This window comes from Nocardia sp. NPDC051570, from assembly GCF_044454005.1.
In the GTDB taxonomy this organism is placed as follows: Bacteria; Actinomycetota; Actinomycetes; order Mycobacteriales; family Mycobacteriaceae; genus Nocardia.
The window spans coordinates 146,274-172,375 of record NZ_JBITDI010000002.1; the positions used below are offsets into that span (position 1 = coordinate 146,274).

The 26,102-nt window shown below is 66.5% G+C and carries 33 protein-coding genes and 1 pseudogene; 15 read left to right on the plus strand and 19 right to left on the minus strand.

All coding sequences use genetic code 11. From position 1 onward, the window contains the following. Positions 1-31: 31 nt before the first annotated feature. Genes ACIA76_RS04215 through ACIA76_RS04225 form a run of 3 tightly spaced genes read left to right on the plus strand, consistent with a single transcriptional unit; the run spans position 32 to position 2,624 of the window. Positions 32-781 (plus strand): ABC transporter permease, encoded by a 750-nt coding sequence (locus ACIA76_RS04215; protein ID WP_397149385.1) that lies wholly within the window; start codon positions 32-34, stop codon positions 779-781. Further along, entirely contained in the window at positions 778-1,836 is a 1,059-nt protein-coding gene (locus ACIA76_RS04220) for an ABC transporter substrate-binding protein (protein WP_397148290.1), read from the plus strand. Before ACIA76_RS04215 ends, ACIA76_RS04220 begins: the two co-directional genes overlap by 4 nt. Then, positions 1,833-2,624: an ABC transporter ATP-binding protein gene (locus ACIA76_RS04225; protein WP_397148292.1), complete on the plus strand. Its 792-nt coding sequence runs from the start codon at positions 1,833-1,835 to the stop codon at positions 2,622-2,624. The genes ACIA76_RS04220 and ACIA76_RS04225 overlap by 4 nt, the downstream gene beginning before the upstream one ends. 156 nt (positions 2,625-2,780) lie before the next feature. Here the strand turns inward: ACIA76_RS04225 and ACIA76_RS04230 are convergent, their stop codons facing one another. Further along, complete coding sequence (locus ACIA76_RS04230) at positions 2,781-3,083, minus strand: hypothetical protein (protein WP_397148294.1); 303 nt, start codon at positions 3,081-3,083, stop codon at positions 2,781-2,783. A 156-nt stretch (positions 3,084-3,239) separates the two neighbouring features. Beyond that, positions 3,240-3,824: a TetR/AcrR family transcriptional regulator gene (locus ACIA76_RS04235; protein ID WP_397148296.1), complete on the minus strand. Its 585-nt coding sequence runs from the start codon at positions 3,822-3,824 to the stop codon at positions 3,240-3,242. A 107-nt stretch (positions 3,825-3,931) separates the two neighbouring features. Between ACIA76_RS04235 and ACIA76_RS04240 the strand changes: the two genes are divergently transcribed. Both ACIA76_RS04240 and ACIA76_RS04245 read left to right on the plus strand, forming a co-directional pair. Further along, entirely contained in the window at positions 3,932-4,552 is a 621-nt protein-coding gene (locus ACIA76_RS04240; protein ID WP_397148298.1) for an SRPBCC family protein, read from the plus strand. A 26-nt stretch (positions 4,553-4,578) separates the two neighbouring features. Then, complete coding sequence (locus ACIA76_RS04245) at positions 4,579-4,896, plus strand: hypothetical protein (RefSeq protein WP_397148300.1); 318 nt, start codon at positions 4,579-4,581, stop codon at positions 4,894-4,896. 176 nt (positions 4,897-5,072) lie between these two features. Here the strand turns inward: ACIA76_RS04245 and ACIA76_RS04250 are convergent, their stop codons facing one another. From ACIA76_RS04250 to ACIA76_RS04260, 3 genes are read right to left on the minus strand one after another with little or no spacing between them, the layout of a single operon-like run. Next, positions 5,073-5,198: a hypothetical protein gene (locus ACIA76_RS04250; protein ID WP_397148302.1), complete on the minus strand. Its 126-nt coding sequence runs from the start codon at positions 5,196-5,198 to the stop codon at positions 5,073-5,075. 27 nt (positions 5,199-5,225) lie between these two features. After that, a complete protein-coding gene (locus tag ACIA76_RS04255) occupies positions 5,226-6,491 on the minus strand; it encodes an SPFH domain-containing protein (protein ID WP_397148304.1) in 1,266 nt (421 codons plus the stop codon). Next, on the minus strand, positions 6,491-6,922 hold the full coding sequence (locus tag ACIA76_RS04260; RefSeq protein ID WP_397148306.1) for an NfeD family protein: 432 nt from the start codon (positions 6,920-6,922) through the stop codon (positions 6,491-6,493). The genes ACIA76_RS04255 and ACIA76_RS04260 overlap by 1 nt, the downstream gene beginning before the upstream one ends. Positions 6,923-7,088: 166 nt before the next feature. Here ACIA76_RS04260 and ACIA76_RS04265 point away from each other — a divergent pair, with 166 nt between their 5' ends. Then, positions 7,089-7,910, plus strand: a complete 822-nt coding sequence (locus ACIA76_RS04265; RefSeq protein WP_397148308.1) for a DUF3097 domain-containing protein — start codon at positions 7,089-7,091, stop codon at positions 7,908-7,910. A 53-nt stretch (positions 7,911-7,963) separates the two neighbouring features. Next, positions 7,964-8,773 (plus strand): hypothetical protein, encoded by an 810-nt coding sequence (locus ACIA76_RS04270; protein WP_397148310.1) that lies wholly within the window; start codon positions 7,964-7,966, stop codon positions 8,771-8,773. A 59-nt stretch (positions 8,774-8,832) separates the two neighbouring features. On the opposite strand, the gene ACIA76_RS04275 is transcribed toward ACIA76_RS04270, so the two are convergent. Further along, positions 8,833-9,291 carry a nuclear transport factor 2 family protein gene (locus ACIA76_RS04275; RefSeq protein ID WP_397148312.1) on the minus strand — a complete coding sequence of 153 codons (459 nt, stop codon included), beginning with the start codon at positions 9,289-9,291 and terminating at the stop codon, positions 8,833-8,835. Positions 9,292-9,388: 97 nt separating this feature from the next. Here ACIA76_RS04275 and ACIA76_RS04280 point away from each other — a divergent pair. Continuing rightward, positions 9,389-9,748, plus strand: a pseudogene (locus tag ACIA76_RS04280) (FBP domain-containing protein); the annotation flags it as partial. A 16-nt stretch (positions 9,749-9,764) separates the two neighbouring features. Beyond that, positions 9,765-10,196: a pyridoxamine 5'-phosphate oxidase family protein gene (locus ACIA76_RS04285; protein WP_397148314.1), complete on the plus strand. Its 432-nt coding sequence runs from the start codon at positions 9,765-9,767 to the stop codon at positions 10,194-10,196. 1 nt (position 10,197) lies between these two features. Here ACIA76_RS04285 and ACIA76_RS04290 read toward each other — a convergent pair whose 3' ends face one another. Next, positions 10,198-10,785: a hypothetical protein gene (locus tag ACIA76_RS04290; RefSeq protein ID WP_397148316.1), complete on the minus strand. Its 588-nt coding sequence runs from the start codon at positions 10,783-10,785 to the stop codon at positions 10,198-10,200. A gap of 142 nt (positions 10,786-10,927) precedes the next feature. Between ACIA76_RS04290 and ACIA76_RS04295 the strand changes: the two genes are divergently transcribed. Beyond that, complete coding sequence (locus tag ACIA76_RS04295; protein ID WP_397148318.1) at positions 10,928-12,046, plus strand: glycoside hydrolase family 3 N-terminal domain-containing protein; 1,119 nt, start codon at positions 10,928-10,930, stop codon at positions 12,044-12,046. Positions 12,047-12,049: 3 nt separating this feature from the next. On the opposite strand, the gene ACIA76_RS04300 is transcribed toward ACIA76_RS04295, so the two are convergent. The 3 genes from ACIA76_RS04300 to ACIA76_RS04310 are packed head-to-tail and all read right to left on the minus strand — an operon-like array spanning position 12,050 to position 15,548. Beyond that, positions 12,050-14,347: an FtsX-like permease family protein gene (locus tag ACIA76_RS04300; RefSeq protein WP_397148319.1), complete on the minus strand. Its 2,298-nt coding sequence runs from the start codon at positions 14,345-14,347 to the stop codon at positions 12,050-12,052. Continuing rightward, the gene (locus ACIA76_RS04305) at positions 14,344-15,027 is read right to left on the minus strand and encodes an ABC transporter ATP-binding protein (RefSeq protein WP_397148321.1); all 684 of its coding nucleotides are present in this window, start codon (positions 15,025-15,027) and stop codon (positions 14,344-14,346) included. The genes ACIA76_RS04300 and ACIA76_RS04305 overlap by 4 nt, the downstream gene beginning before the upstream one ends. Next, the gene (locus tag ACIA76_RS04310) at positions 15,024-15,548 is read right to left on the minus strand and encodes a PadR family transcriptional regulator (protein WP_397148323.1); all 525 of its coding nucleotides are present in this window, start codon (positions 15,546-15,548) and stop codon (positions 15,024-15,026) included. Before ACIA76_RS04310 ends, ACIA76_RS04305 begins: the two co-directional genes overlap by 4 nt. Before the next feature lie 134 nt (positions 15,549-15,682). On the opposite strand from ACIA76_RS04310, the gene ACIA76_RS04315 reads away from it, so the two are divergent. Next, positions 15,683-16,852: a serine hydrolase domain-containing protein gene (locus ACIA76_RS04315; protein WP_397148325.1), complete on the plus strand. Its 1,170-nt coding sequence runs from the start codon at positions 15,683-15,685 to the stop codon at positions 16,850-16,852. 159 nt (positions 16,853-17,011) lie between these two features. Here ACIA76_RS04315 and ACIA76_RS04320 read toward each other — a convergent pair whose 3' ends face one another. The 4 genes from ACIA76_RS04320 to ACIA76_RS04335 all read right to left on the minus strand — a co-directional run bounded on the left by ACIA76_RS04320 (position 17,012) and on the right by ACIA76_RS04335 (position 20,117). Continuing rightward, positions 17,012-17,842 (minus strand): hypothetical protein, encoded by an 831-nt coding sequence (locus tag ACIA76_RS04320; protein WP_397148327.1) that lies wholly within the window; start codon positions 17,840-17,842, stop codon positions 17,012-17,014. A 12-nt stretch (positions 17,843-17,854) separates the two neighbouring features. Next, positions 17,855-18,616 (minus strand): hypothetical protein, encoded by a 762-nt coding sequence (locus tag ACIA76_RS04325; protein WP_397148328.1) that lies wholly within the window; start codon positions 18,614-18,616, stop codon positions 17,855-17,857. Positions 18,617-18,787: 171 nt separating this feature from the next. Further along, entirely contained in the window at positions 18,788-19,288 is a 501-nt protein-coding gene (locus ACIA76_RS04330) for a VOC family protein (RefSeq protein ID WP_397148330.1), read from the minus strand. Positions 19,289-19,307: 19 nt separating this feature from the next. Then, positions 19,308-20,117 (minus strand): SDR family NAD(P)-dependent oxidoreductase, encoded by an 810-nt coding sequence (locus ACIA76_RS04335; RefSeq protein WP_397148332.1) that lies wholly within the window; start codon positions 20,115-20,117, stop codon positions 19,308-19,310. Positions 20,118-20,230: 113 nt separating this feature from the next. Between ACIA76_RS04335 and ACIA76_RS04340 the strand changes: the two genes are divergently transcribed. After that, positions 20,231-20,671, plus strand: coding sequence for a MarR family winged helix-turn-helix transcriptional regulator (locus ACIA76_RS04340; protein ID WP_397148334.1), 441 nt, complete (start codon positions 20,231-20,233; stop codon positions 20,669-20,671). Positions 20,672-20,851: 180 nt separating this feature from the next. On the opposite strand, the gene ACIA76_RS04345 is transcribed toward ACIA76_RS04340, so the two are convergent. Continuing rightward, positions 20,852-21,280, minus strand: coding sequence for a DUF4254 domain-containing protein (locus ACIA76_RS04345; protein ID WP_397148336.1), 429 nt, complete (start codon positions 21,278-21,280; stop codon positions 20,852-20,854). Between the two features lie 44 nt (positions 21,281-21,324). Next, complete coding sequence (locus tag ACIA76_RS04350) at positions 21,325-21,558, minus strand: hypothetical protein (protein WP_397148338.1); 234 nt, start codon at positions 21,556-21,558, stop codon at positions 21,325-21,327. Positions 21,559-21,881: 323 nt separating this feature from the next. On the opposite strand from ACIA76_RS04350, the gene ACIA76_RS04355 reads away from it, so the two are divergent. From ACIA76_RS04355 to ACIA76_RS04365, 3 genes are all read left to right on the plus strand, one after another. Continuing rightward, positions 21,882-22,727 carry a helix-turn-helix domain-containing protein gene (locus tag ACIA76_RS04355; protein WP_397148340.1) on the plus strand — a complete coding sequence of 282 codons (846 nt, stop codon included), beginning with the start codon at positions 21,882-21,884 and terminating at the stop codon, positions 22,725-22,727. After that, the gene (locus ACIA76_RS04360; RefSeq protein ID WP_397148342.1) at positions 22,724-22,933 is read left to right on the plus strand and encodes a DUF397 domain-containing protein; all 210 of its coding nucleotides are present in this window, start codon (positions 22,724-22,726) and stop codon (positions 22,931-22,933) included. The genes ACIA76_RS04355 and ACIA76_RS04360 overlap by 4 nt, the downstream gene beginning before the upstream one ends. A 630-nt stretch (positions 22,934-23,563) precedes the next feature. Continuing rightward, positions 23,564-23,935, plus strand: a complete 372-nt coding sequence (locus tag ACIA76_RS04365; protein WP_397148344.1) for a fucose-binding lectin II — start codon at positions 23,564-23,566, stop codon at positions 23,933-23,935. 138 nt (positions 23,936-24,073) lie between these two features. Here the strand turns inward: ACIA76_RS04365 and ACIA76_RS04370 are convergent, their stop codons facing one another. From ACIA76_RS04370 to ACIA76_RS04380, 3 genes are all read right to left on the minus strand, one after another. Then, positions 24,074-24,640: an EF-hand domain-containing protein gene (locus tag ACIA76_RS04370; protein ID WP_397148346.1), complete on the minus strand. Its 567-nt coding sequence runs from the start codon at positions 24,638-24,640 to the stop codon at positions 24,074-24,076. A 204-nt stretch (positions 24,641-24,844) separates the two neighbouring features. Beyond that, the gene (locus tag ACIA76_RS04375; RefSeq protein WP_397148348.1) at positions 24,845-25,276 is read right to left on the minus strand and encodes a bleomycin resistance protein; all 432 of its coding nucleotides are present in this window, start codon (positions 25,274-25,276) and stop codon (positions 24,845-24,847) included. Between the two features lie 252 nt (positions 25,277-25,528). Beyond that, positions 25,529-25,855, minus strand: a complete 327-nt coding sequence (locus tag ACIA76_RS04380) for a hypothetical protein (RefSeq protein WP_397148350.1) — start codon at positions 25,853-25,855, stop codon at positions 25,529-25,531. Positions 25,856-26,102 lie beyond the last annotated feature (247 nt).

Consider the following 26,102-nt stretch of genomic DNA (forward strand, 5'->3'; position numbering starts at 1 on the left):
GCGGACGCTGTCGGTGATCGCGTTCGTGGCGCTGTGGTGGGCCGTCACCGCGGCCGCGCTGGTCGATCCGCAGTTCCTGCCCGGTCCGGGCGCGGTATGGCATGCGTTCATGCGGGCGAACAGCTGGCACGAGCTGGCGCCCGGGGTGCCGCGCGAGGTACGTGGCGAGCAGAACTACTTCCTGTGGGAGCACCTGGTCGCCAGCCTGCAGCGCATCGGCGCGGGCGCGGGCGCGGCGATCGTGCTCGGCCCGATCACGGGTTTCGTGCTGGGCACCTCGAAGGTCGTCGCGGCCGTGGTGGAGCCGTATCTGAACTTCCTGCGGGCGCTGCCGCCGCTGGGATATATAGGACTGCTCATCGTATGGTTCGGCATCGGCGACACCTCCAAGATCTGGCTGCTGTTCCTGGCGGCGTTCCCGCCGGTGGTGATCGCGACCGTGGCCGGGGTGCACGGGGTATCGATCGATCGGATCAATGCCGCGCGATCGCTCGGCGCGAACCGGGTCCAGGTCGTCACCCGGGTCCTGCTGCCCGCGACACTGCCGGAGGTGATCGGCGGCATCCGGGTCGCGATCGGCTTCGCGTGGACGACCGTGGTCGCGGCCGAACTCAACAACGGCATCCCCGGCGTCGGCGGGCTCGCCTATCTGGCCGGTCAGCGCCTGGACACGGCGCTCACGCTGGCCTGCATCATCGTCATCGGCATCACCGCGCTCGCGTTGGACGCGGCGATCAAGGGGTTCGGCGCGGTCGCCGTCCCGTGGAAAGGTAAAGCATGAGAACGACTTTCGCCGCCGTCGCGCTGGCCGGGGCGCTGACCATGGCACTGACCGGATGCGTGGAATCCGGGCGCACCGACTCCTCCCGGTCCACCGGTCCCGCGGTGGCCTGCCCGGTACCGGTCGACGAAACCTTCACCGGCAGTGTGCGTCTGGGGTATCAGGACATTCCCAACGGCGATCTGATCGTCAAGGACACCGGGTTGTTGAACACCTGCCTGCCGAACGGGAAGTTCACCTGGTCGAAGTTCGCCTCCGGCGCCGACGTGATCCAGGCCTTCGGCGCGAATTCCCTCGACGTCGGACTGCTCGGCAGCGCGGCACTGTCCCGGGCGCTGTCGGCGCCGCTGCGACAGAACCTGCGGGCCATCTGGATTCACGATGTGATCGGCACGGCCGAATCGCTGGTGGCCAAGGATCCCGCGATCACCTCGGTGGCCGCGCTGAAGGGGAAGCGGATCGCGGTGCCGTTCGCCAGCACCTCGCATTACAGCCTGCTCGCGGCGTTGTCGGCGGCCGGGATCGACAAGGATGTGCAGCTGGTCAATCTCGCTCCCGACGCGATTCTCGGTGCGTGGAAGGGTAATCAGATCGATGCGGCGTTCGTCTGGGAGCCGACGCTGGCGCAGCTGCTGAGCGACGGTCATATCGTCGTCTCGGCCGCCGAGACCGCCAAGGCGGGTAAGCCCACCTACGATCTGGCGGGCGCGCGGGCCGACTTCGTCGCGGCCAACCCGGCGTTCCTCCAGGTGTGGACCGCCGCGCAGAACTGGGCAGTCGGCCAGATCAACGGCGACCCGGCGGAAGCGGCCACCCATATCGCCGCCCAGCTCGGCATTCCGGTCGACGCGGTGCGCAGGCAGCTGGGTGAATACACCTACCTCGACGCCGGAACCCAGTCCGGCACCACGTATCTGGGCAGGCAGCTGGGCGCCGATCTGCGCGGCGCGGCGGAATTCCTGCTGAGCCAGGGTGAGGTGCAGGGCGTCGCCGCGCCCGAGGTGTATTCCGGCGCAAGCTATTCCGAGGCCGCGGCGAAGGTGGGCGCCAAATGACGACGGCCGTCGGCGACCGCGTGGTGCTGACCGGGGTGTCGAAGACCTACGACACCGCCACCGGCCGCACGGTCGCCCTGGCACCCACCGATCTGGTCATCGAGCCCGGCGAATTCGTCAGCGTGGTCGGGCCGTCGGGATGCGGGAAGTCGACACTGCTCAATCTGCTCGCCGGATTCCTCGCCCCGACCGACGGTCGCCTGCTGATCGGGCTCGATCCGGTCACCGGGCCCGCGCCCGAGCGCGGCGTGGTGTTCCAATCGCCGACGCTGTATCCGTGGCTGTCGGTGCGCGGCAATGTCGAATTCGGGCCGAAATGCCGTGGGGTGGACCGCAGGACACGCCGCGCCGAGGCGCTGCGGCTGCTCGATCTGGTCGGCCTCGCCGACGCCGCCGACAAGCGCCCCTACGAGTTGTCCGGCGGTATGCAGCAGCGCGCCCAGATCGCCCGCGTCCTGGCCAACGATCCGGGCATCATCCTCATGGACGAGCCCTACGGCGCATTGGACCAGCTCACCCGCGAACGACTGCAGGTCGAACTGCTGCGACTGTGGCGACGAGCGGGCAAAACCATTGTGTTCGTGACACATTCGGTGGCCGAGGCGGTCTTCTTGTCCACCCGCGTACTGGTGATGAGTGCCCGCCCCGGCCGGGTGATCGTCGACCGCACCATCACGCTGCCCGGTGATACCGCCGACGGCGTACGCGATCTCGCGGTCACCGCGACCCCGCAGTTCCAGTCTCTCAAATCCGAACTGGCACAGGCGATCTACGACGCGCACGGCTGAGCAGTGCGGTCATGCCGCCCCCAACGCGACGGCGGCCGAGCGCAGTTCATCGGCGGCTGGTGGGAAACCGGTAACGCTGTTGTGGTGAATCGGCCCGGCGCGCATATTCGGCGTCGATCCGAGCCGATCCACGGTCATCGTCGAGGAGAGCGACGGTTACATGCCGCTACCGGTCGGGGGCAGGCCCGGTGCGGGCTGGCCGGCATTGTCGCGGTCCCAGCCGCCGTCCTGGCGACGGTGCCAGTCGCCGGGGCCACGGTCGCGGCAGAAGTCGTCACGGTCCCACGGGTTGCAGTGATGGTGCCAGTCGTCGTCGACGAACTGCACCGACGGGCCGGATGCCGTGGTCTCCGCGGCCATGGCGGGTGCGGCAACCATGACGACAGGCACGGCCACCACCGCGGCGGCCGCACCGAGACGAGCCGCGATGCGACGTCGACGAATCGTTTGAACTGACATTGGGCAATTCCCTTCGGAGCGTACAAATACGCTGGTGTGCGCAGAGTCGGCCGCCTCGGGCCGCTCGACCGCTCACTACACTCGCCCTGCCTGTGGAACACCCCGGCCGACCGCTGTGAAGTTCCTGAACCCGGTATACCGCGCGGACCGATTCCCTCACGGCGTCGAGAGCCCGTCCACCTCGTCGGCGAACAGCACCGCCGGGTCGAATCCCATCCCGGCGAAGTGTCCGGCCAGTTCCAGCGACAGCACACCGTGCACCCGGGTCCAGAAGATCAGCGCGCCACGCCTGCGGCCGTGCTCGTCGGCGGGAGCCGCCGGGCCCCTGCCGTGCGCCTCGAGCAGCACGGTCATGATCTCGTCGGAGATCGCGGTGGTGTCGGCGGGCGCGTGATAGCCGGGGACGGGCGTTCCATAGACGAGGAAGTAACGCTGCGGATCGCTCAACGCCCAATCCCGCACGGTATAGGCCAGTTTCGCCACATCGGCCCCGGCATCGAAGGCCGCCCGGACGGTGTCGGCGAGGCTTCGGTAAGCATCGCGGATGAGTTCGGTGATCAACTCGTCGCGGCTGGCGAAGTACCGATACAGCGCGGGTCCGCTCATACCCACCTGTTTGGCGATCGCGTTGAGCGATAACGACGTTGCGCCCGCGGCGGCGATCTGACCCCAGGCGTGTTGCTTGATCTCCGCGCGCATCTGCATGCGATAGCGCTCTCGCGGACTCTTCGCCTCCGTCATGAGTTAGAGGTTATCACTTTTCCTATTGACTCTAACGAGACAAGCGTTATAGCCTCTAACCATTGTAAGAGGTACCAACACTCTGGGCCCTGACCAGGAGAACAACGATGAACACCACCCGCCGCGCCGCACTGCTGACCCTCGCGCTGACCGCCGGAATCCTCGGCGCCACCACCCCCGCCCTCGCCGCCGCACCGAGCGGATCGGCCATCCCCGCCGTGCCGCTGAGCTGCGACGGCAACACGATCGCCCCCGGCGCCGAGATCCACTACCGCACCGAGACCATGATCAAGGCGCCGCTGGACACGGTCTGGAATCTGCAAACCGATGTGGCCCAGTGGCCGTCGTGGCAGCAACCCGTCACGAGCATGCAGCGCCTCGATGCCGGACCGCTGCGCCCGGGCTCGCAATTCCGTTGGACCACACCGGCGCCCGCCACCGCCGCCTCCCCCGCGACCACCCTGGTCATCACCTCCACCGTGCAGCAGCTGCGCGATCGGCAGTGCCTCCGCTGGACCGGACCCGCGATCGGCGAGGGCGCCCGCATCGACCTGGGCACCCATGTCTGGAACTTCACCGCCGTCGAGGGCGGCACCCTGGTCCGCACCGAGGAGAGCTGGAACGGCCCGCAGGTCGAGGCCGATGTGCCCGCCTCCACCGCCCTGCTCGGCGGCGGACTCGAGGCCTGGCTGGCCGATCTCCGGACCGCCGCCGAGGCCCAGGGCTGAGCCGACCCGGCATTCAGGAGAAGACCATGTCCCCCAGCACATCTCGCGGCGTCATCATCGCGGCGTGGCTCGCACCCGCCCTCATCATCGGCCAATTCGCCCTCGTGGCAGCCGTTCCGGTCGCGATCGTGTCGATCGGCTCACTACGAAACCGGCGACTGCGGTGGTGGGCAACGGCACTCGCCACGGCCTACGCGATCCCGCTCTGCCTCTGGATACTCCGGCCCGATCGCGCGCCGAGCCTGTCCAAGGACATCCATCCCGCCCTCGCGGCGCTCGTCGTCGCGACGTCCGTCACGGTCGCGGTCGTCGCTCACCGCACACGCGGACGCGCCACAGCGTAACCTGCTGGGCGGCAACGGACGCTCGTTGCTTTGATCGAATCGAAAGGGCTAGCACATGGAACTCTTGGGTGTCGTCGCACAGTTCTTGACCACGATGATCGGGGCGCTCACCGGTAGCGCGGCTGCCTGATCGGTACGTCCCCGGGGTCGACGGTCACAACCGTCAGCCCCGGGGGTTATCCGGTTCGGGCAGCGGGCCACTGGTCGAGCATGGTCGGCAGCGGCAGGATCGGATTCAGTAATCCGTTCAGCCACAACCACATTCGCACCCCGATGTGCTCCTGCGGATAGGTGCTGCGCATCGGACCGGCCTCGATCCCCGTGCGCGGTCAGCGCCCCGGATACTCCGGCGGCTGCCACGGGCGGGCCTGATCGTCGCCGCGGGGCTGCGGCTGGGACTGCGGCGGCTGATACGGCTGCGGCGGCAGATATTGCGGCGGCTGCGCCTGCCCGATTCCGGGCTGCTGCCCCAGGTTTCGCGACAGCGCGGACGGCGGGGATTCCGCCGGGGTGGCCGCCGCGGCCTCGGCCGCCCGCACCGCGCGCTCGGCGGCCGGATCGGTCTTGACGTCGAACCAGTCGGCGACCTCGTCGGAATCGTCCTCGGGCCGCGCACCGGTCTCGCCGTCGGGGCTGGCCTCGTAGCGGAATACGCCGTCCTCGCCGCGCTCGCCGAACTGCTTGGCGAAACCCTCGAGCGCCTTGCCGAAATCGCTGGGCACCACCCACACCTTGTTGGCGTCGCCCTTGGCGACCAGCGGCAGGGTCTGCATGTACTGGTAGGCAAGCAGTTCCGGGGTGGGCTTACCGGATTTGATTGCGGCGAAGACCTTCTCGATGGCCTTGGCCTGGCCCTGGGCCTGCAGATACGAGGCGGCCCGCTCACCCTGGGCGCGCAGGATCCGGCTCTGCCGTTCACCTTCCGCGGACAGGATCGCCGACTGCTTGGAACCCTCGGCCGAGAGGATCTGCGCCTGCTTGGCGCCCTCGGCGGTCTTGATCTGCGCCTCGCGATTACCCTCGGCGGTCAGGATGATCGCGCGCTTCTCACGGTCGGCCTTCATCTGCTTTTCCATCGACTCCTGGATCGACGGCGGCGGATCGATGGCCTTGAGCTCCACGCGCGACACCCGCAGACCCCAGCGGCCGGTGGCCTCGTCGAGCACGCCGCGCAGCTGGGAGTTGATCTGATCGCGGGAGGTCAGCGTCTCCTCCAGGGTCATGCCGCCGACCACGTTGCGCAGTGTGGTGATGGTCAGCTGCTCGACCGCGGCGATGTAGTTGCTGATCTCGTAGACCGCGGCCTGCGGGCTGGTGACCTGGAAGTACACCACCGAGTCGATCTGCACGGTCAGGTTGTCCTGGGTGATCACCGGCTGCGGCGGGAAGGAGACGACCCGTTCGCGCAGGTCCACCCGGGCCCGCACCCGATCGGCGAACGGCACCAGCAGCGTCAGCTGACCCGACACCGTGCGCGAATAGCGGCCCAGGCGCTCGATGACTGCGGCCTCGGCCTGCGGCACCAACGCGATCGAACGGAATATGACCACCACTATCAACAACACGAGGACAATGGCGACGATCAGTACAGCCATTACGGCCCCTTCCAGACGACGGCGTGCGCGCCGTCGATCCTCATGACGTAGACGGTCTCACCCGTCGGGTACACCTCCGACGGAGCGAACGAGCGAGCACTCCACACCTCGCCATCGATCTTCACCCGGCCCTGATCCTCGTCGACCGTCTCGAGCACCTTGGCGGTCTTACCGGGCAGCGCATGCACATTGGTGGGCGTGGTCGGTCCAACGGCGAAGCGCCGCAACAACATCGGCCGCACCAGGAACAGCAGGCCCAGAACACTCACGGCGAAGACGATGGCATCGATCAGCACCGAGGTATCGGCCACTCCCGCGACGCCCGCCGTGACCAACGCGGCCCCACCCAGCATGAGCAGCGTGAAGTCCCCGGTGAGCATTTCGGCGGCCGCGAGCAGAATCCCCGCGACCAGCCACACGATTGCGGCCACGCCATTCAGCTTATCCGCCTCTCCGCGTATTCAGGCCATACGAGTCAGTGCCACGCCGGTCGGTCGGCTCTCGAGCGTTCCCGACGAGTGACCCATGTACTCACGAAATCAGTTGTTACGTTGCCATATCCGCGACTCGGCGCCCCGACGAGGTATTTTCGGGCACGTGAGTGGGCGCGAGTACGGAGACATCTATGACCGACACGCCAGGACGCGCAAGCGTGCGGCGCCACAGGTGGAGGCCACCCGCGATCTGGTGGCCGAGGACGCGGCGACCGGGTTCTGCGGCGCCGTGGTCGGATTCGAGCGCACCTACGACGGCGAATTCGTGAAGCTCGAGGATCGCCACGGCGGCGTGCGACTGTTCGCGTTGCGCGAGGCGGCGTTTCTCATTGATGGGCGGCCGGTGACACTCGTCCGCCCGAAGGTTGCCACGCCGGCGAAAGCGGTCCGTTCGGCGTCCGGATCGACGCGGGTCGAGGGGCTGCGCGCGCGGGTGGCGCGGGCCAGCCGGATCTGGGTGGAGGGCGTGCACGACGCGGCACTGGTCGAACGGGTGTGGGGACACGATCTGCGCGTCGAGGGCGTGGTCGTGGAACATCTGGAGGGACTGGACAATCTGGCCGAACGGCTCACCGAATTCGAGCCCGGTCCGCAGCGTCGGGTGGGGGTGCTTGTCGATCATCTCGTTCAGGGTTCGAAGGAGACCTCGCTCACCACCGGACTGGGCCCGCACGTCCTGGTCACCGGCCATCCCTACGTCGATGTCTGGCAGGCCGTGCGGCCCGCGGCACTGGGCATCGCGGCCTGGCCACAGGTGCCGCGCGGCGAGGATTGGAAGACCGGCATCTGCGAGCGGCTGGGCTGGGGCACACCGCAGGACGGCTGGCGACGGGTGTACGGGGCGGTCGAATCGTTCCGGGATCTGGAGTCGCCGTTGATCGGCGCGGTGGAGCGACTCATCGACTTCGTCACCGAGCCGCGGTAACGGCCTTGCCCACCGGCCGGTGCGTACGCAACGGCGCAGTTATGCTCGAAAACATGTGTTCCCCCAGTGCGACGCTGACGGTATGGGCCGGCTCCTGGCTGGCCGGCCGCAGCGCGCCCGACGACGTGCTGGATGCGCTGCGGGCCTGGGCGACGCGGCAGAGTGTCGCGGCCGGCGACCCGGTCACCGGCGGACACACCGGACTGCCCTGGCCCGCCGCCGAACCGCTCGACGCCGGTTCGGGAATCATGGTGCTGCTCAAGGTGATCCGTGAGGCCATGGTCGATCCGCGGGCGCAGCTGCGATTGGTCCTACCCGTCCCCGGGGACGCGCGCGGACTACCCCCGGGCACCGAATTCGCCTCCGCCGCAATGGATGCCGAGGAGGGCATCCTGATCGGCACGCCGGGCGCCGAGGGCACCGGCCTCGTGCCGCAGTGGTCCGACGAGGACATGCTGCAGTGGACGGTCTACCACACCACCATCCCCACCCCCGTGCCCGATGTGGCCCTCGGTGAGGCGGAATACGCCATGCGCCAGGCGGTCCGCGACGCGGCCGACGCCCTGATGCGACTGCAGACCACCGGAATCGGCACCGGCGACGACGATCCTCGCGAGCTGATCGAGGCCGAACTGGCCGATTACTCCCGCCACATCTATCCCGACTCCGCCCCGCTGCGCGCCCGGCGCATCCTCGACTCGGCCGATCATGTCGCGGCGATTCTCACCGTCGCCCAGCAGACTCCGGCCTCCTCCCCCGCCTCGGCCAGCGCGATGCAGGCCCAGGAAACGCTGCTGCGCCCGCTGTGGGATGCCATCCGCACCGCGCGCCTGGCGGCCATCCACACCGCGTCCGCCCACTGACCCCGCGCTGGCGACCGCGGGGTCAGTGGGACTCGAATTCAGTTGGTCATGAGCGTCGTTCACGCATCCGCGAGCGCGGGCAGCTCGGTCGCGCCGAAGGCGACCATCTGCCGGATCGGATCGTGATAGGTCGTCCACTCCGCGATCTTGCCGTCCCGGAATCGGAACACGGTCAGATAGTCGTTGCGATACGCACGCCCGGTGCTGCGCACGAACAGATCACCCTTGACCGTGACCAGCCACACATCCGGATCGAGCATCGGCTCGATCCCGGTCACGATCTGCCGATAGGAGTCGTACCACTCGAGCGCCGGTTTCCCCACCGCCCGCACCGCCTCCTTCCCGACGACCTCTCGAACCGACACGAAGGGATCGAACGGAATCCGCATCCGCAGATCATCGGTACACAGTTTCAGCACGCTGTCCAGATCCTTGGCCGACGTGCGCTCGTAGAAGCTCTCGATGACCGCGCGCATCCGTGCCCGGTCCTCGGCGAAAGTTGCATCAGTAGTGGTCATACGCCAACCGTAACAAACTATACGACCAGTCGGTCACATTGTATGCCAGATCACTCCACCACCCATGCGGGCAGCGGTTTCCGCGCCGCCGACCAGCTGGAGCGATCCGTCGCTACCCGGACGCTGCTATCTGGTTGTGCCGCAATACAATCGTCTCGTGGGAGTCGCTATGCGGTACCAGAGTGGCGGTTCCGGCCGCGCGCAGATGTGCACCATCTGCCTGACCACCCACACCGCCCACGGCGTCTCGCTCATGACCGCACCCAGGGCCGGCGAATCCGGCCGCCTGGGCAATTCGATCGGCACCTACATATGCACCGATCCGGCTTGCTCCCTGTACGCCCGCGACCGGAAACGGCCAGCCCTGGGCGCCCGCTACCGTGAGAGCCTGACCATCGAACAACGGGCCGAACGAGTACACACCAATATCGACGCTTTTCTGATCCGACTGCACTGACGGAGGTTGCACAGATATGCCGAGGAAGTTCACCGAAGCCGAGCGCCAGGAATTCCTTGCGGGACAGCATGTTGCCGTGCTGTCGGTCGCGGCGCAGGACGGCCGCCCGCCCGCGAGCGTGCCGATCTGGTACGGCTACACACCCGGCGGGGACATCCTGGTCAACATGGGTGCGGGGCGACGCAAGGCCAGGCTCATCCAGCAGGCCGGTATGGTCACGCTGGTGGTTCAGCGTGAACAGCAGCCCTACCAGTACGTCATCGTCGAGGGCACCGTGGTCGACACCACCACACCCACCCCGGAATCCACCCGCGAGACCATCGCCGCGCGTTACCTCGGCGAGGAGGGTGCCCGCGAATTCATCCGCAGCATGGCGGGAATCGACACGATCCTGTTCACCATCCGCCCCGACCGCTGGCTGACCGCCGACTTCTCCACCGATATGTAGGTCACCGACCGGCGTCCGGTCGCGGGTCGACCGCGAATCCAGCGGACAATGCCCGCCGGGTCGACTCCGGGGTGAGCACCAGCACCCGAGTCGACGCCGCCGGCGGCGTCGACTCGGTATAGCCGCGATCGCGATCCCACGCGTAAGCCGCACCGTGCCACAGCAATACGAGCTCCCCGTCGTGACGCACGAACGTCCCGGCGGACAGACCGCCCACCTCCGCATACACCAGCACGGACCGTTCCCGATGCAGTACCGAGTCGACCACGTCCACCGACACCGCCGCATCGAACGCCGCCGCCTTGTATTCGACCAGCCGCCGATGCTGACACTCACCACACGGCCGATGCCCGGCCGCCAACGCCACGGCCTCATCGAAGAAGAACAGCTCGGTGTACCGACGCCCGGGCTGCCGAAACACCCGCTCTCGCCCGTTGAAGTCCAGCTGGCAATAGATCCAATGCACACTCGCCCACTGCCGACGCCCCGACTTCTCCGAAATCGGCCCACCCCGATTCCCCATCCAGGCTCCCCGATACGACGCGGCGACGATCTCCCCGGTGGGCAGCACGCGATTACGATGTGGCACAGCCTATCCTCGCTCATCCAGCGGATCCGCGACAGATCCGACGCACGCGTAGGGGCGGCCCGGGCATATCCCGGGTGAAGTTGCCCCCGCACGGCACCCGGGTGCGCGACCATCCTCTTATCCGAGTGGTAGGGAGTTCGTTATGGCGCGATCAGTAGGTCCCAGCCGCCGAGAGTTGCTCGCGGCCGCCTCGGCGGGCCTGATGGTGTCGGTGGCGGCCTCGGCCGTATCCGGCCAGGCACAGCCTTCGGCGCTGACGCCGCCGCAACTGGCCGGGCAGCGGGTGATCTACTCCTATCCCGGCCCGACCCCACCCCCAGCCCTGTTCGATGCCATTCACGCGGGCCGGGCCGCCGGTGTGATCTTCTTCGGCGACAACATCACCGACCTCGCGCAGATCGCGGGAGTGGTCGCGCAATTGCGGCAGGCGCAGGCGCAGAGCCCGATCGGGGTGCCGCTGTTGTTGATGACCGATCAGGAGGGCGGGCTGGTGCGGCGGCTGCCCGGCGAGCCGGTGCTCTCGGCCAAGCAGGTCGGTCAGTCCGCCGATCCGGTGAGCGCCGCCGTCGCCGCCGGGACGGGGGCGGGGCGCACGCTGCGCGGGGTCGGCATGAACGTCAATCTCGCTCCGGTGCTGGATGTTTACGACACACCCGGCAACTTCATCGACGGCACGGGCCGCTCGTTCGGCAACAACCCGGGCCTCGTCGCCACCCTCGGCACGGCATTCCTCGCCGCGCAGCAGAACGTCACCGGCGTCGCCGCCACCGTCAAGCACTTCCCAGGCCTGGGCAGGGCGGCCGCCGACCAGAACACCGATGAGACCCCCGTCACGATCCCAGCGGACATCTCGGCACTGCACGCGGTCGACGAGGCGCCGTATCCGGTGGCCGTGACCGCCGGGGTGAAGCTCGTCATGCTGTCCTGGGCCGTCTATCCCGCCCTGGACCCCGATCACCCGGCCGGTCTGTCGCCCACCATCATCGGCCGAGAATTGCGCGACCACATCGGTTTTCGCGGCGTCACCATCACCGACGCCCTCGAGGCCGGTTCACTCGCCGCGTTCGGCAGCACCGGCGAACGCGCGGTGGCCGCCGCATCCGCCGGCATGGATCTCATCCTGTGCGCGGCCCGCGACGTCGGCCAGGGCGAGGCCGCCACGACCGCCCTGGCCGACGCCTGCACCGGCGGCCGACTCGACCCTGCCGCATTCACCGACGCCGTCGGCCGAGTGACCGCCCTGCGCGCGGGCCTGTTCTGACTCTCATTCGGTGCGCAGATCCTCGAGCCGAGTGGCCTGCCGCAACAACGGAATGGTCAACACGGTGACGGCGACGCATGCCAGGACGGCGGCCGCGACCAGCACACCGATCAGCGTGGGGTCGAGCACGATCGGCACATCGGCCACCCGCAGGGTCGGCACGGTCAACCCTATCCCCGTCGCCACCGCGAGAAGCACACCCACCGCCATCGGAATCATGTTCTGCCAGAAGAACACTCGGACCAGCACCCATACCGGCACCCCACCGGCCGTCAATGCGGCCAGGGCGCGGCGCTGCCCGGCGATCTGCTCGATCGCATGCAGCAACAGGCTGGTTCCGGCCACCGCCAGCACGAACAGCGAGATCAGCAGCATCACCGCACGCATCCGCGCCAGGCTGTCGCCCTGCCGATCCCGGAACCCGCTGGGCATCACGGTGACATGCCAGGACAGCGGGGCCAGTGCCACCGCCACCCGATCGGCAACGTCATCCGCGGTACCGGAACCGTTCACGTAGATCTGGGCCCGATCGGTCGGCACGACCACACCGTGCAGCGCCGCGGGAGTGATCAGCAGCTCGCGAGACTCGTAGCGCGCGGCCCGTGCCGCCGAGATGTGCTGCACGACAGGTAGAGTCGTCCACGTGGGTCCGGCGTCTCGAGACTGGTTGCGATACCCGTCGAATCGCACCTCGCCTGAGGGGAGTTCCGGCTCGGGGTACGGGCCGGACGGGTCTCGATCGATCGCGAAGACATCGCCGTCCACACACGGACCGATCGACGCCAACACGGCCAAGGCCGCGCAATCGCCGATCCAGGCCCGGCTCGAATCCGCGCCCGACGCCACGAATGTCGATGTCAGCGTGTGCCTCTCGGTCACCCCGGACGCGTCCAGTCGCCGCCCGATCTCATCCGCATATCGACTGTCGGCCTCCACCCGCACCGCCCCGGGCGCTCTGGTTGCCGGCCGGGTATCGCCGTACGCCCTCTGGTTCATCGAGACGATGGTCACCTGGATCAGAATCGCCCCCGCCAGCACCACGACCAGTCCGGACACCACGCGACTCGGTGTGCCGCTGTCCAATCGCAGCCGCCGCACCGCCAGCTCCCACGAGAGCGGCCCACCGCGCAACCGATGCGCCAACCGTTCGACGAGCCAGGGCAACAGTGCCGCCATACCGAGCAGCAGCAACCCGTTACCCGCGAACAGCGCCAACAGCACGGCATCGAGATCAGACCGGACCGGCGCGAGCAGCGTCAGCAACATCACGACCGCCCCCACACCGAGAATCGCCCAGCGCCACCACATTCGGCGACGCGGCGGCTCGGCCTGCCGGGCCACCCCGAGCGGCTCGATGATCGTGCGGCGCAACCCGGCGATCGACGCCCCGACGGCGAGCACCGGAATCATCAACGCGATCAACACCGCCAGCACCGGCGCGGGCACGAGATCGGCGCCGGACACCCGAATGCCGTAGAACTGCACACCAGCCAGCAGCGGACGAGCGGCGAGAACCAGTGCGGTACCGAGGATCAGCCCGGCAACCGCGCCGATCAGCGATTCCGCCGCGGCGACCCGCCGCACGCGGTGGATCTCGAGCCCGAGCAACCGCAATGCCGCCAACCGCCGCTCACGCTGGGCGGCCCCCATGCGCGAGGCCGCGGCGACGAAAATCAACAGCGACGCCAGCAGGGCCGCCACCGCCGCGGCCAGCACGGCGCGCAATGCGAAGTCCCGTCGGTGATCGTCGGTGCGCACGCTGAATCCGTAGACCGCCTCCGAATCCGGGTCCGCCCTCAACTGTTCCAACGGAGCACCGACATACACCTCGAGATCGTTCGGCTCCACCAGAGCAGGTCCGGCGATCTCACCGATCACCGCGCCGGGGATCTGCGCGCGGTAGGAAGGACCGTCCGGCGAGGCGAACGCCCGCGCCACTCCCGGCGAGACCACCAACTCTCCCGGCGCCGGCACCCTCGACACTCCCGGCGGCACAGGCGAATTCGGACCGGATGCCGCGATCCAGCGCACTCGCACCTCCGTGCCGCGCACCAGACGGAAGCTGGACATGATCCCGCTCTGGTAAAGCGGCGCGATATCGGGTCGCACCTGCTTGCTCGCCAGCTTCCCGGCGAAGCGCTCGCTATGCGCGTCCACCGCGTGCACGAGCGAGACCGCGCCCACAAGCACGGCGGTCGCCAGGCCCAGACCGACGGTGATCAGGGCGAGCCGCAACACCTTCGGACCGGATCCTCGATCCCCCAGCGCCAGGCGAAGTCCCAGCAGCAGATCCCTGATCACAAGATCACCTCCCGTTCCACGGTCGTACCGTCGCGGACGATCAGTTCGCGGTCGGAATACGCCGCCACCCGGGGCTCATGGGTGACCAGTACGACCGCGGCATCGCTGTCCCGGGCCGCGCTGGTGAGCAACTGCATGACCTTCTCGCCGTTGAGGGAATCCAGCGCGCCGGTCGGCTCGTCGGCGAACACCACCCGCGGATCGGTCACCAATGCCCGTGCAATGGCCACCCGCTGCCCCTGCCCACCGGAGATGTCGCCGGGCCGATGGTCGGCGAGATCGTCGACCTCCAGGCGCTGCAACCACTCTCGCGCCTTCGCCGCGGCGACCTTGCGCTCGGCCCGATCCAATCGCAGTGGCAGCGCGACGTTTTCCAGACAGGTCAGCTCCGGCAACAGCTGCCCGAATTGGAAGATGAAGCCGAATTCCCCGCGCCGCAACGCACTTCGCTCCCGATCACTCATCGCCGTCAACTCCGCACCGCGATAGGTCACCGAACCCGAATCGGGCCGGATGATCCCCGCCAGGCAATGCAGCAACGTCGACTTCCCGGAACCGGACGCACCCATCAGCGCCACGACCTCCCCGGCCCGAACCGAGAGCCCGGCCCCGGCCAGCGCCACCGTCTTACCGAACGCCTTGTGCAGATCCCGTGCCGTCAGCAGCGTGCCCTCACTCATCCGGTCACCGCCTCGGCGAGCTCGTCGAGCCGCGCCGCGGTCAGTTCCAGCCAGCGCAGATCGGCCTCGAGATGAAACAGCGCATGATCGCAGATGAGCTGATCGGCCAAGTCCCCCTTCGCCTTTCGCCGCGTCAGCGCCCGCATCAGAGCCAGATGCTCCCCGCGCTGCGCATCCAGCAGTCGCCCGGCGTCGCGCCCGGACAGCAGCGCCAGCACGACCTTCGCATAGAGGGTGTTCTGCAGATACGGCTGCGGACTCTCCGGCGTCGCCAGCCACTGTTCGACATCGGTGACGCCGGCGTCGGTGATGGTGTACCGCTTACGATCCGGCCCCTCCCCCGCCTCCACCCCGGCGACATCGATCAGACCGTTGCGCAACAGTCGCGACAGCGTCGAATAGACCTGCCCGTAATGCAGCGGCCGATCATGACCGAACTGTTCGTCATAGACCTTCTTGAGGTCGTATCCGTGCCGCGGGCCCGGTTCGAGCAGGCCGAGCAGGGTGTGCCCGATAGACATGCCGAGGACTATAACCGCGGTGTATACACCACGTCTATAGTCGACGCGTCCCGGCCGTATTCCATTGCACTACAACCCGATTCCTGTACCGTGACGGTCAGGGATGACTTATCGGCCGAGGGGGGTGTCGATTCATGCGACGGATCGTCGTAGCGATCGTGACGGCAGCCGTGCTGACGGGCTGGACCGGGACCGAGGCGGCGGCCGGGCCGCCGGGCGCCGATCGCGCGGCGCTACAACAGGCGATGAACGATCTGGTCACCCAGGGAGCCGCGGGCGTTCAACTACGCCTGCACGACGCGCAGGGCGAGTGGACCGGCAGCGCCGGGGTGGCCGAAGTGGGCCGCCCGGAGGGTGTGCCGACCGACGGACGATTCCGGATCGGCAGCATCTCCAAAACCTTCCTCGCCACGGTGATGCTGCAACTGGTCGGGGAGGGCAGGCTCGGCCTGGACGATCCGGTGGCCCGCTATCTGCCGCAGTTCGGCCTGGACCCGCGCATCACCGTGCGAATGCTGTTGCAGCACACTAGCGGATTGTTCAACTACACCGGCGAGCTCTCCCCCGACGGGACGCTGGAGCCCGGCCTGATCCCACCGTCGGGTAAGGACGCGGTCGAGGTCTTCTTCCGCGACCACACCCCGGAGGAACTCGTGCGCATCGCCACGAGCAAACCGGCGCGGTTCGCACCGGGCACCGACTGGAGATACTCCAACACCAACTACGTCCTGGCGGCCCTGCTGATCGAAAAGCTGACCGGCACACCATATGCCGCGCAGATCTACGGCCGCATCATCCTGCCGCTCGGCCTGTGGGGCACGATGCTTCCGGGCCATTGGCCGGGCATCCTCGGCCCGTACGCCCACGGCTACGACGCCTACAAACAGGACGACACCCTGAAGGCCGTCGATTTCACCAACCAGAACCCGTCCTGGGCCTACGGTGCGGGCGAGATCATCTCCACGACACAGGATCTCGACACCTTCATCACCGCCCTACTCGGCAGCCGACTTCTCGCCCCCGCGCAACTCGCCGAGATGCGCGACTGGCGCACGGTCTCCCCGGGCGGTGCCTACGGTCTCGGCCTGATGCACGTCACCCGAGGCCCCGACTGTGACTACATCGGCCACAACGGCGAGGTGCCCGGCTACAACTCGGACCTGCTCAGCACGACCGACGGCACCACCCGCGTAGAACTGTCGATGACCCACGGCCCGGGCATAGACCAAGACGATATCCACGCGGTCCTCACCCTTTTGGAGGCCACCGACAAGGTCGCGACCCTCGCCCTCTGCGGCAACTGACCGCGGTCTCCCGCAGACTCGCCACCCGAACACCTGGGTTCTGTGTCGAAGTAAGCCGTGGATGTTGTTGTCTGCGTTGACAGATGGCCGGGGTCTGCGGTGCGGCCCATACTCACTCCAGCGGCGGCAAGCACCGATACGAGCGAGCGCGCCGCGGTATCAGCGCCGACGGCGGAAGGCCTTGCTTCCTGCGACCGCGAGGACCGAGATGATCAGAACCGTCATCAGGCGCAGGGGATTCCAGCCGACGACCGGTGCCATCGACAGTGGGGCCCGCTCCGCCGCGCGGTATCGGGGTGGCTGCGGCGCGACGGGTGGCGTGGGTTCGGGCGGGGGCACCGGTATCGGAGTGGCGACCGGCACAACGACTGTCGGCGGGACAGGGACGTTCGGGACGGGCGGCGGAGGCGGGCTCAGCTGCAGAGGGCTTTCCGGTGCGGGCGGCGGCGGAACGCCGGGCACTAACAGCAGGCAGGTCAGCAGTGCGCTGCCGGTGACCGCGCTGCCCACCGCCGCACTGCCCAGCGCGGAGCCGCCCGAACCTGTCACCACCGAGCCGAGACTCGATCCCGGTCCCACCGATCCGAAACCGAGCACCCCATGGCTACCCCCGCTGCCGGTCAGCAGCCCGAGCAGCAGCGCCGTGCCGCCGACGATCGCGCTTCCGGCACAGGCGGTTTGGACGCTACCGCTGTCGGGACTCGGTGGCACGCCGGAGCCCTCCGCCACCGATCCGTTCCCGGGCGCCGGAGCCGGAATCGCGAGTTCCTCATCGACAGCCCGTCTTTCGTGCCGCGTCGGAATCCGCACCGGCTGCGCGGCGGGCGGATGCAGATCCAGCGGTAGTTCGGCCGACGCACTGCCGGTGGAGATCTCCGGCATCGCACTGCCGCTGCCGAACGGTGTCGGATCGGCGACCGCGGCCGGGCAGGAGAGAAGCATCGCCGCGGTACCGACGGCGAGGGCTGCTGCGGATCGTGGGATTCCCATCGCTGAACCGGCTCAACTGATCTGCTGATAGGTCGCCATCGCATTCTCGAATGCGCTTCTGGGAACCTGGGTTTGGCCGGAGAAGGGCCGCTCGAGATTATGTATCTGCAGCAGCACCGACCCGATCACGATACCGAGCAACCCGATCATCAGCGCACTGCCCAAACTCACACGGATACCCGACAGCACCGGACTCAGCAGTACCAGCACCGTCCCGACATACAGCGCCAGTACCAGGAACTCCGGCACATCCCGATCGGCGTCTATGGCACGGTCCTGACGCGCGTCGACCACGACTTGAACACTGTCGAATGCCTTGCCGCGCAAATCGGCAACGGTGGGATCGTCCACGGGCACCGCGGCTATCGCATCGTGCAGTTCGCTGAGCGTCTCCTGAGCGAGCCGCCCCAGCCGCTTCTCCCGGTCCATCAGCGTCCACTCCGGACCGAGGACCTGCTGGGTGTACTGACGCACCAGCCCCTGAATCCGCGTATGCGCCGGTTCGGGCAGCGAGTGCGCGATCCAGTACGTGGCCACGAGCCCCTTGGCCTCGTTGATCGTATGGTTCTCCGCGTTGTCGTACTGCTGCCAGCACAGCACCACCACGAACGCGACCACGGCCACGAAGAACGTGGTGATCAGATCCAGTACCTGATCCCTGGCTATCTCGTGCCCGTCCCGCTGCCACTTCTTCGGCCACACCCTGGCACCGACCACGAACACCAGCACCGCCACCGCCGCACTGACAACGGCGACTATCAAAGCCAGGACCATATCCACTCCCCGCCATCACACGATTCCATCGAACCCGAGTACATGATGAAGCCGCCGAGGTATAATCTCGACCCGCGCACGTCGAAAGCTGCTGTGGTCTAACAGCATTCGTACGAGGTATTCGTCACCGACGGCCGGGCGGATGTGTGCGGAATGCGGGTTGTTTCCGGATCAGCCCTCGGAGACGCCGTCGAGCCCGGCCGTGGCGATCCCGTTGAGATAATCGTCGGCAGCGCCGCTGAGATAGGTCGCCAGCCCCGGACCGACGTGTCCGATATCCATCAGCTCCAGGCGAATGCCGTCACTGGTCTGGTGATAGCTGAACGGCGCGTCCACGACCTTGTCGTACGCCTGCTGCAGCAACGGAATGCCCTCGGCGGTCAGATGTTCGGATTCGGCGGGCACATCGTCGACCCACAGACCCAGATGATGCAGTCCGGTCTCGGCCCAGATCGTGCCGGGCGACTGCTGCAGGAGCTCCAGATACGCGGGTCCCTGCTTGGAGTAGGTCATCCACGTCGAATACGGCACCTTCTCACCGCCGACGATGAGGTCACTCTCGTTGCGAACCGGTGCGTGCCACTCCAGGCCGATCTTGCCGAATTCGGCCATGGCCTGACGCAGATCGGCGACGACGATACCGATGTGATAGCTGGGCAACATGATTGGCATCGGAACTTCCTCTCCTTGACTATCGGGAAACGACGCCGACGGTGGCGTCACTGATCGCCCAGAGCGCGCGGGCAGTGTCGAGATCTCCGGTGGCACGCGATGCGCGGGCCCTCCGGTTCCGGAAGTAGTACTCTCCGTGCAGCGGTTCATCGGTCTCGGCCAGATAGACGAGCGTCTGCGCGCCCCGCTCGGGAGTGGTCAGGATCAAACGACCCAGCGGACTCCGCAGCACCTGTCCGGTGCGGCCCATATCGCGGTTGAAATCCGAGGCGATACCGCCGGGATTGAAATCAGCGACGCCGATATCGGGATATCGGCGCGCGAATTCGCGGGTCAGCAGCGCCTCGGCGAGTTTACTTGTCGCATAGACTCGCATCGGCCGATAGTCGCGCTCGCTGTTGAGATCGTCGAGATTCAACCGGCCCTTCTTATGCTCGGCCGACGAGGTGACGATGACCCGCCCTGCACTCGCCCGCAGCCGATCGGCGAGCAGCCGCGCCAGCAATGTCGGCGCGAGCGCATTCACCTGAAGCGTTTGTTCATATCCGTCCACGGTGATGACGCGCCGTGACCACAGCCCTCCGGCATTGTTCGCGAGCACATCGATGCGTGGATACTGCTCGAGCAGACCCTCTGCCAGCCTGCGGACCGAGTCCAGATCGGCGAAGTCCGCGATCCAGGGCCGCACACCGAGTTCGTCGGCGATCGCCGCGGTCTTATCCGGCGACCGCCCGACCGGCACGACGAGCGCACCCCTGCGATGCAGTTCCCGCGCCGCCGCGGCGCCGATACCCGAGCTGGCACCGGTGATAACGACAGTTTTCGACATCAGCGCACCGCCTTCCGATCTACTTGGAGTCTCCAAGCTTCTCCAGCTAACAATGCGCTACAGATATTAGCCTGTCAAGATTTGAGTCTCCAAGCATATTGTAAGATGCCGTTATGGCTGCAGAACCCTCTGACCACGCGCTGGGCTATGCATTGATCACCCAGTTCCAGGTTGCCGCGGGCCAGATGGGCGCGGCGGTGGCGGATGCTCTGCGTGAGCTGGATCTCACCGAACCCTCCGCGAATCTGGTGTGGCTGCTCGACCCGGCGAACGAACCGCCCTCGATGCGGCAGCTCGCCGCGGGGCTGTTCTGCGACCCCTCGACGATCACCTTCATCGTCGACAAGCTGGAGAAACGCGGCATCGTCGAACGACGACCCAGCGCCAGCGACGGACGCGTGAAGGTCGTCGCGCTCACCACCGAGGGCGCGCGACTGCGCCGCGAACTGGTAGCGGCCGTCACCGCGCGCTCCCCCATGAGCCGCCTGTCTCTGCGGGAGAAGCGGCAGCTGCATCGGCTGCTGTCGAAAGCGATTGCGGCCGCGGCCGATTGACCATGTTCGCTGCAGTCCTGGACCGCTCCCACACGGTTCTCGACTGTCACCGCCACCATCACCGTCCCCGACCGTTCGTTACAGTCCTAGAGCACCCCCACGGGACCGGCCGGTCACATCACGGTCCTCGAGCGCACCCCCGGCCCCATCCGCTTCCATCACGGTCTTCGACCGCACCCATCACGGTCCACCTGGAAGGCGGCGGCGGCCGGTGGTCAGATCGGTAGTGAGATCGGCATAGCCGATTGCCAATTCCGCCAAGCGCTCCCAGGCGTCCCAGAGATTCCAGTCGCCCTGGGTGGTCAGTGCGGCATAGGCCGTGGTGGTGCGATGGGCCAAACGATCGATGACAGCACCGAGGGTTTCGGTATGAATGGACGCCGAGCCGTGCGAAGGCGGAAGTTGAGATGTTGTCCAGCGGTCGATTTCCGCGATGAGCGTGGCTCGGCGAGCATCGGATTCCGTCGGCGGGGATGCCGGGGCGCACAGCAGTTGTTCGTGCAGCGCGGTGAGTTCGTGGGCGCAATGCAGGATCGGGTGATCAAGCGCGGGTTCGGCCCGGCACGCCTGCAGTAGCTGATGTTTGGAGGGGAACGGATCGGCGAACATCACTGCTCCTGACTCTCTCGGAATAGGAATTCGAATCGACCGAATCAGGTCCCGATATGGGGCACATCGGCCGGGACCATTCGATTCGACTGGACCAGAATCCATTTGGCATGCCGTTTCGCCGGACACACCGTGACCGGATGGTCGATATGCGCCTGCATCACCAGATGAGCCTCCCCTGGCGTCCAGGTCTCCCCAGGTGGGGGCGCCGTGCAGACGAGCAGGACCGGATGGGCTTGCGGCAGCATGGATTCGGCCTCTTTCGAATGGATGAGCATGGGCGCACCCGGGGCCGGGGCCGAAAAGCGCCATCCGGCACCGATACTCCATGATCGACGCCGGATGTTCCGCCACAGCCCGACGCGGCGGAATTGGGGAGTGGCAGCTGTCCCGGACCCGGGTGCGAGAACAGCAAACCTCCGAATGCGATGTTGCCGCAATGGTTTCCGACTGGATTTCGGCGGAAATCTGACGAAGTTGCAGTTTCGGGAGGAAGCAGGGTGCAGAATGGCCTCGACGCGGCGAAGTTCTGAACCCTCATCGAAAGTTGGAGTGGATGAACGATAGTCGGCAACAAGGTTCCACTGTCCCCTGCAGGCTGTTGGCCGCGCTGCTGCGGAAGCTGCGTGAAGACGCGGGGGTGAGCGCGGAGGAGGCGTATCGCACGATTTCGGTCAGTAAACACACGCTGTGGCGGATGGAAACGGGTCAGATGACCAAGTACGCGCCGCATACGGTGAAGGCACTGTGCGAGTTGTATCGGGCCACGGCGGATGACACGCAGGTGGCGATGGTGCTCGCGGAGGAGTCGAAGGTCAAGAGCTGGTGGTTGGCGTTCGACGACACCATGCCGGCGGGCTTCGCGTACTTCATCGGTCTCGAGGAGGCGGCCGATCGGATTTGGACCTATCAGAACACCCTGCTGCCGGGCCTGGTGCAAACCGCCGATTACCGGCGAGCGCTCGCATGGGTCGAAGTGCCGAACATGCCGACCGAGGAAGTCGAACGGCGTGTGGAGCTTTCGATGAAGCGCCAAGAGCGACTGACCAACAGCAGAAATCCACTGAAGCTGTCGATTCTGCTCGACGAGGCGATTCTGCACAGACCCATCGGCGGGAGGCGCGTAATGTCCGAACAGCTCCGGCACCTTGCCGAAGTCGGCTCGCTGCCAAACGTCTCCATTCGGGTCGTCCCCATATCGGCAGAGGCGTATCTCGGATTGGCCAGTCAACTCTTCGTAGTGTTCGACTTCCCATTGCACCCGACGGCCCGGCTGACCGTGCCTCCCGTGATATTCGTCCAGGGCTTTCTCGGAGACGTTTATCTGGAGAGCGAGACGGAGGTCCGGTTGTATCGTGAGGCCTACGCGGCCATCGAACGGGTGGCCCTGGATGAGGACGCCAGCTGTGCACTCATCCTTCGAGTAGCAGAGGAGTTGAGCGAGTGAACGAAGATCTGACCGACGCCGGCTGGTTCAAGAGCAGCTACAGCGCCAGCAAGGACTCGTGCGTCGAGATCGCCTTCCTCGACCACGATCTCGTCGGCGTCCGCGACTCCAAGAACCCCACCGGCCCGGCCCTGGTATTCGCCTCGCACGAGTGGGCAGCATTCACCGACGACGTCCGCACCGACGCCTTCGGCTCCCAGCACTAACCAAGCACCACGGCACCTTTCGGCCCTGTCCGGCGCCCGGCCGGACAGGGCCGATCGCATGCCTCTGTGCACCCACGTGTTGCATGCTCGAACCCTGTTCAATCGACCTCACTTCGGTCGGGAGGGCCACTGACCGGCGATCAACTTCTGCCGCCGATCGACCTGCAAGGCCTTGACTCGAGCTGGTTCGTCACACAATGATCTTCGGCGTCCTCCGCCCATGGGTAGTTCGAGTGGATCGCCGATGATCATCGAATGGTTTTGGGGCGTAGCAGAAACCGCGGCGGGGCGGTCCGCTCGTGTAGATGATCGTGGTGTCGCGGTTGGAATGATGTCGCAGGCAACCGGATTTGCGAACGCCGCTCGACACGGATGTCGAGCTGAGACCATAGAGGCGATAGAGATTCCGCCGCCATCACACTGGACACCGTTGGAGTCGCGATGGGCAGAGCAACGTCCGATGACAACTACCGAAGTAATGTCGAAATCGCTACCAGCCCTTCGGGGTAGCAGTTCCTCCAGGCGACGCGACCATCGGCGACGCCGCCGACAAGTCGTGCACAGCCAGCGGACAGAGCCCAGTCCCGCGATGACGGCAGGGCAATCCACAAGAACAGAGGGTGAACAGAGATGACCACAGCTACATCCGGAAGTGTCGCCGTCAACCTACCGACATCGTCGAGCGCATCGTCTACCGTCACGGCAACCAGCAACGCCGCGGCCACTCAGCGAGTAACGATCAGTGACAACAACGGGAATCAGCTCGATCAATTCGTGGGTTCGGGCCAACGGAGCCAAATCGGCGCTGCGCAACTGAGCGGCAACGCTTTCCAGGTGCTCCTCGAATACTCCACCGACGGCACCACATGGAATACCTCGGCCACCAGAGTGGGTGGCCCCTACGTGATAGGCAGCAGCGGGTTCGCCATCGTGGTCGGCGAAAATGGAGACGATTCCGACTATAACGACGCCGTACTTCAATTCGCCTGGAAGTCTAGTTAGCACATATCAATAACCGGAGATCGATCCGGTTCCGCCGCACCTGCCCATCGGCTACTTCGCGGATGTCGGACCACCGCCCGACAACGCGCCCTGCGGCAGTTGCGGCGTTCGCGCGAAACCCCTATCGCCCAGCCGGGATCAGGGCAACGGGCCGAGCAGCCAGCTCCCCGCCGAGTCCGGTGCTTCGTCGAAGTAGTAGGCACGAATAGCGTTCAGGATCTCGGTGCGGTCGATATAACCGTCACCGTCGGCATCCAGGCGGCGGCCGATCACCTCGGCATGCTCGGCGGGAACGCTCATCAGCGCCTTGATCCACCTCGCGTGTTCGACGGGAGTCAGCCGACCGTCATTGTCGACATCGGCGATATCCATGATGGCATCCAGAAATGGCACGTACCCCGCGTCGAACGATTCAGGAGTCTCCAACATCCCTGCGTTGAACGCGGTCTTGTACTCCGCCAGGGTGACCCGGCCGTCGCCGTCGCGATCGGCAGCCGCGGCCAGCCGGTCCCACAGCCCCAGGAACAGCTCGGTGAGCTGCTGTAGCTTCTTGTCATCGGCTGACAAGTTGTACTCGCGTGCCATGCCGTCGACAGCGAGCTGGAAGTCGCTGCGCTCGATGAACCCGTCCCCGTCCAGGTCGTAGGTGCGGAAACGACGTTCGAGCTTGCGATCGAGGAAATCGGAGATCTGCTTCTCGGACATGAGGTTGCCTCCACGGTGTCGGGATAAGAACCCTGCTCTTCAATAATCGCTGTAATCCCTTGCAGCGTGGGCAGATTGCGATATTGATCCCGACAAGGAGCCTGCACCGCACCGCCAGCGGCGTTCGTACCGAACCGACGCGCCTGCGCGGCTTCCACTCTCGACCGGTCGAGATCACGAACCACTCCGTTCACAGGGCCTGGATCACGCTGAACCGTTGCCGCTCGTGCCGAGCGGTTCGACGAAGCGCAGAAGGTATCCATCGGGATCCTGAATCAGGTACTCCCGCTGGCCCTCCTGATTACCATCGACGTCGTACCATTCGTCGAGCATGTCACGAAACAGCGGATGGCCGGCTGCCACGATCCGGTCTCGCAGCACGGTGACGTTCTCGACCTCGATCTGCAGGTTGATCCCCCGTCCGCGTGGTGCGCTCAGTTCACTGGTCACCCAAGCCTCCGGATCGTCCGCCACCAACATCAGCTGCGCTTTTCCAAGGGACAGATAGACGAAAAGGGGATCGCCGCGTTCAAATACAGCGGTCAACCCGAGACGTCCGACATAGAAGGCGTGGCTTCGGGAGAAGCTACTCACCAATAGCTCGGGCACCATCGGATTCCAGTACACCCCGGCCACTTCAGGTCGTTTCTTCCCATGGGTTGACTGATCGGCCCGCTGCGGCGTAGCCGGCCGAGCGAGGCATCCGCCGCGAGCGTCGAAGCTCGACGAGTTCAAGTCGATGTGTTGTCGCGGGTATTCGAGGCGACAGAGTGGCTATGCCAGCGGATCCCGATGTCGGTTACCGGTGGTTCCTCGGGGGATTCGAGGTTGTTCCAGGTCGGTCTTACAGGTCGCAAGCCGTGATCGCCTTGGCCCGGCGTGAATCGCTCAGGCGCACCGGAACTTGAACGGCGCGACCGCGGTACCGCCCGCGACCACATTCACCGTGACGTAGGCGATGCTGTCGAGACCGCACCCGGTCGGGACGGAGGTGACCTGCGCCTGATAGCAGCCCGGGGCGAAGTCTTGCAGAGCCGTGCCCTCCCGCCCGGCGGTGGTGAGGGTGGCCAGGACGGGACCCGCGGCGCAGGTGGTCACACCGACGGCCACACCACTCACTCCGAAATCGTCGGTGGTGGCCTGCACCGTCAACGTGCCCTGGCCCGCGGCGGGGTCCGCACCCGCCAAGGGCGCCACCACACCATCTCCGATCACGCAGAGACCACATCCGGCAACAATCGCCGCGCCCCAACCTACGATGTGACGCCGACCCATGAACGTCCCCTTACGTCGATGATATGCGCTGACGGAGCAGACTCGCCCCGACGAGAAATCCACTGCGCCAGCCGGATTGAGGCCCAGGCTAGCAGCAGGCTACCGATCGCGCACCAACCATCGTGCCGGGTCGACCGGCGCGTTCGACACACCGCAGACCGACTCGCCGGAGGAATGACGACAAGCG

What these genes read in the sequence shown, in the direction of transcription:
- ACIA76_RS04220 (WP_397148290.1), top strand. Translation starts at nt 778, where the DNA reads ATGAGAACGACTTTCGCCGCCGTCGCGCTGGCCGGGGCGCTGACCATG.
- ACIA76_RS04225 (WP_397148292.1), top strand. Translation starts at nt 1,833, where the DNA reads ATGACGACGGCCGTCGGCGACCGCGTGGTGCTGACCGGGGTGTCGAAG.
- ACIA76_RS04230 (WP_397148294.1), bottom strand. Translation starts at nt 3,083, where the DNA reads ATGTCAGTTCAAACGATTCGTCGACGTCGCATCGCGGCTCGTCTCGGT.
- ACIA76_RS04235 (WP_397148296.1), bottom strand. Translation starts at nt 3,824, where the DNA reads ATGACGGAGGCGAAGAGTCCGCGAGAGCGCTATCGCATGCAGATGCGC.
- ACIA76_RS04240 (WP_397148298.1), top strand. Translation starts at nt 3,932, where the DNA reads ATGAACACCACCCGCCGCGCCGCACTGCTGACCCTCGCGCTGACCGCC.
- ACIA76_RS04245 (WP_397148300.1), top strand. Translation starts at nt 4,579, where the DNA reads ATGTCCCCCAGCACATCTCGCGGCGTCATCATCGCGGCGTGGCTCGCA.
- ACIA76_RS04250 (WP_397148302.1), bottom strand. Translation starts at nt 5,198, where the DNA reads ATGCGCAGCACCTATCCGCAGGAGCACATCGGGGTGCGAATGTGGTTG.
- ACIA76_RS04255 (WP_397148304.1), bottom strand. Translation starts at nt 6,491, where the DNA reads ATGGCTGTACTGATCGTCGCCATTGTCCTCGTGTTGTTGATAGTGGTG.
- ACIA76_RS04270 (WP_397148310.1), top strand. Translation starts at nt 7,964, where the DNA reads ATGTGTTCCCCCAGTGCGACGCTGACGGTATGGGCCGGCTCCTGGCTG.
- ACIA76_RS04275 (WP_397148312.1), bottom strand. Translation starts at nt 9,291, where the DNA reads ATGACCACTACTGATGCAACTTTCGCCGAGGACCGGGCACGGATGCGC.
- ACIA76_RS04285 (WP_397148314.1), top strand. Translation starts at nt 9,765, where the DNA reads ATGCCGAGGAAGTTCACCGAAGCCGAGCGCCAGGAATTCCTTGCGGGA.
- ACIA76_RS04295 (WP_397148318.1), top strand. Translation starts at nt 10,928, where the DNA reads ATGGCGCGATCAGTAGGTCCCAGCCGCCGAGAGTTGCTCGCGGCCGCC.
- ACIA76_RS04305 (WP_397148321.1), bottom strand. Translation starts at nt 15,027, where the DNA reads ATGAGTGAGGGCACGCTGCTGACGGCACGGGATCTGCACAAGGCGTTC.
- ACIA76_RS04310 (WP_397148323.1), bottom strand. Translation starts at nt 15,548, where the DNA reads ATGTCTATCGGGCACACCCTGCTCGGCCTGCTCGAACCGGGCCCGCGG.
- ACIA76_RS04315 (WP_397148325.1), top strand. Translation starts at nt 15,683, where the DNA reads ATGCGACGGATCGTCGTAGCGATCGTGACGGCAGCCGTGCTGACGGGC.
- ACIA76_RS04320 (WP_397148327.1), bottom strand. Translation starts at nt 17,842, where the DNA reads ATGGGAATCCCACGATCCGCAGCAGCCCTCGCCGTCGGTACCGCGGCG.
- ACIA76_RS04325 (WP_397148328.1), bottom strand. Translation starts at nt 18,616, where the DNA reads ATGGTCCTGGCTTTGATAGTCGCCGTTGTCAGTGCGGCGGTGGCGGTG.
- ACIA76_RS04330 (WP_397148330.1), bottom strand. Translation starts at nt 19,288, where the DNA reads ATGCCAATCATGTTGCCCAGCTATCACATCGGTATCGTCGTCGCCGAT.
- ACIA76_RS04335 (WP_397148332.1), bottom strand. Translation starts at nt 20,117, where the DNA reads ATGTCGAAAACTGTCGTTATCACCGGTGCCAGCTCGGGTATCGGCGCC.
- ACIA76_RS04340 (WP_397148334.1), top strand. Translation starts at nt 20,231, where the DNA reads ATGGCTGCAGAACCCTCTGACCACGCGCTGGGCTATGCATTGATCACC.
- ACIA76_RS04345 (WP_397148336.1), bottom strand. Translation starts at nt 21,280, where the DNA reads ATGTTCGCCGATCCGTTCCCCTCCAAACATCAGCTACTGCAGGCGTGC.
- ACIA76_RS04350 (WP_397148338.1), bottom strand. Translation starts at nt 21,558, where the DNA reads ATGCTCATCCATTCGAAAGAGGCCGAATCCATGCTGCCGCAAGCCCAT.
- ACIA76_RS04365 (WP_397148344.1), top strand. Translation starts at nt 23,564, where the DNA reads ATGACCACAGCTACATCCGGAAGTGTCGCCGTCAACCTACCGACATCG.
- ACIA76_RS04370 (WP_397148346.1), bottom strand. Translation starts at nt 24,640, where the DNA reads ATGTCCGAGAAGCAGATCTCCGATTTCCTCGATCGCAAGCTCGAACGT.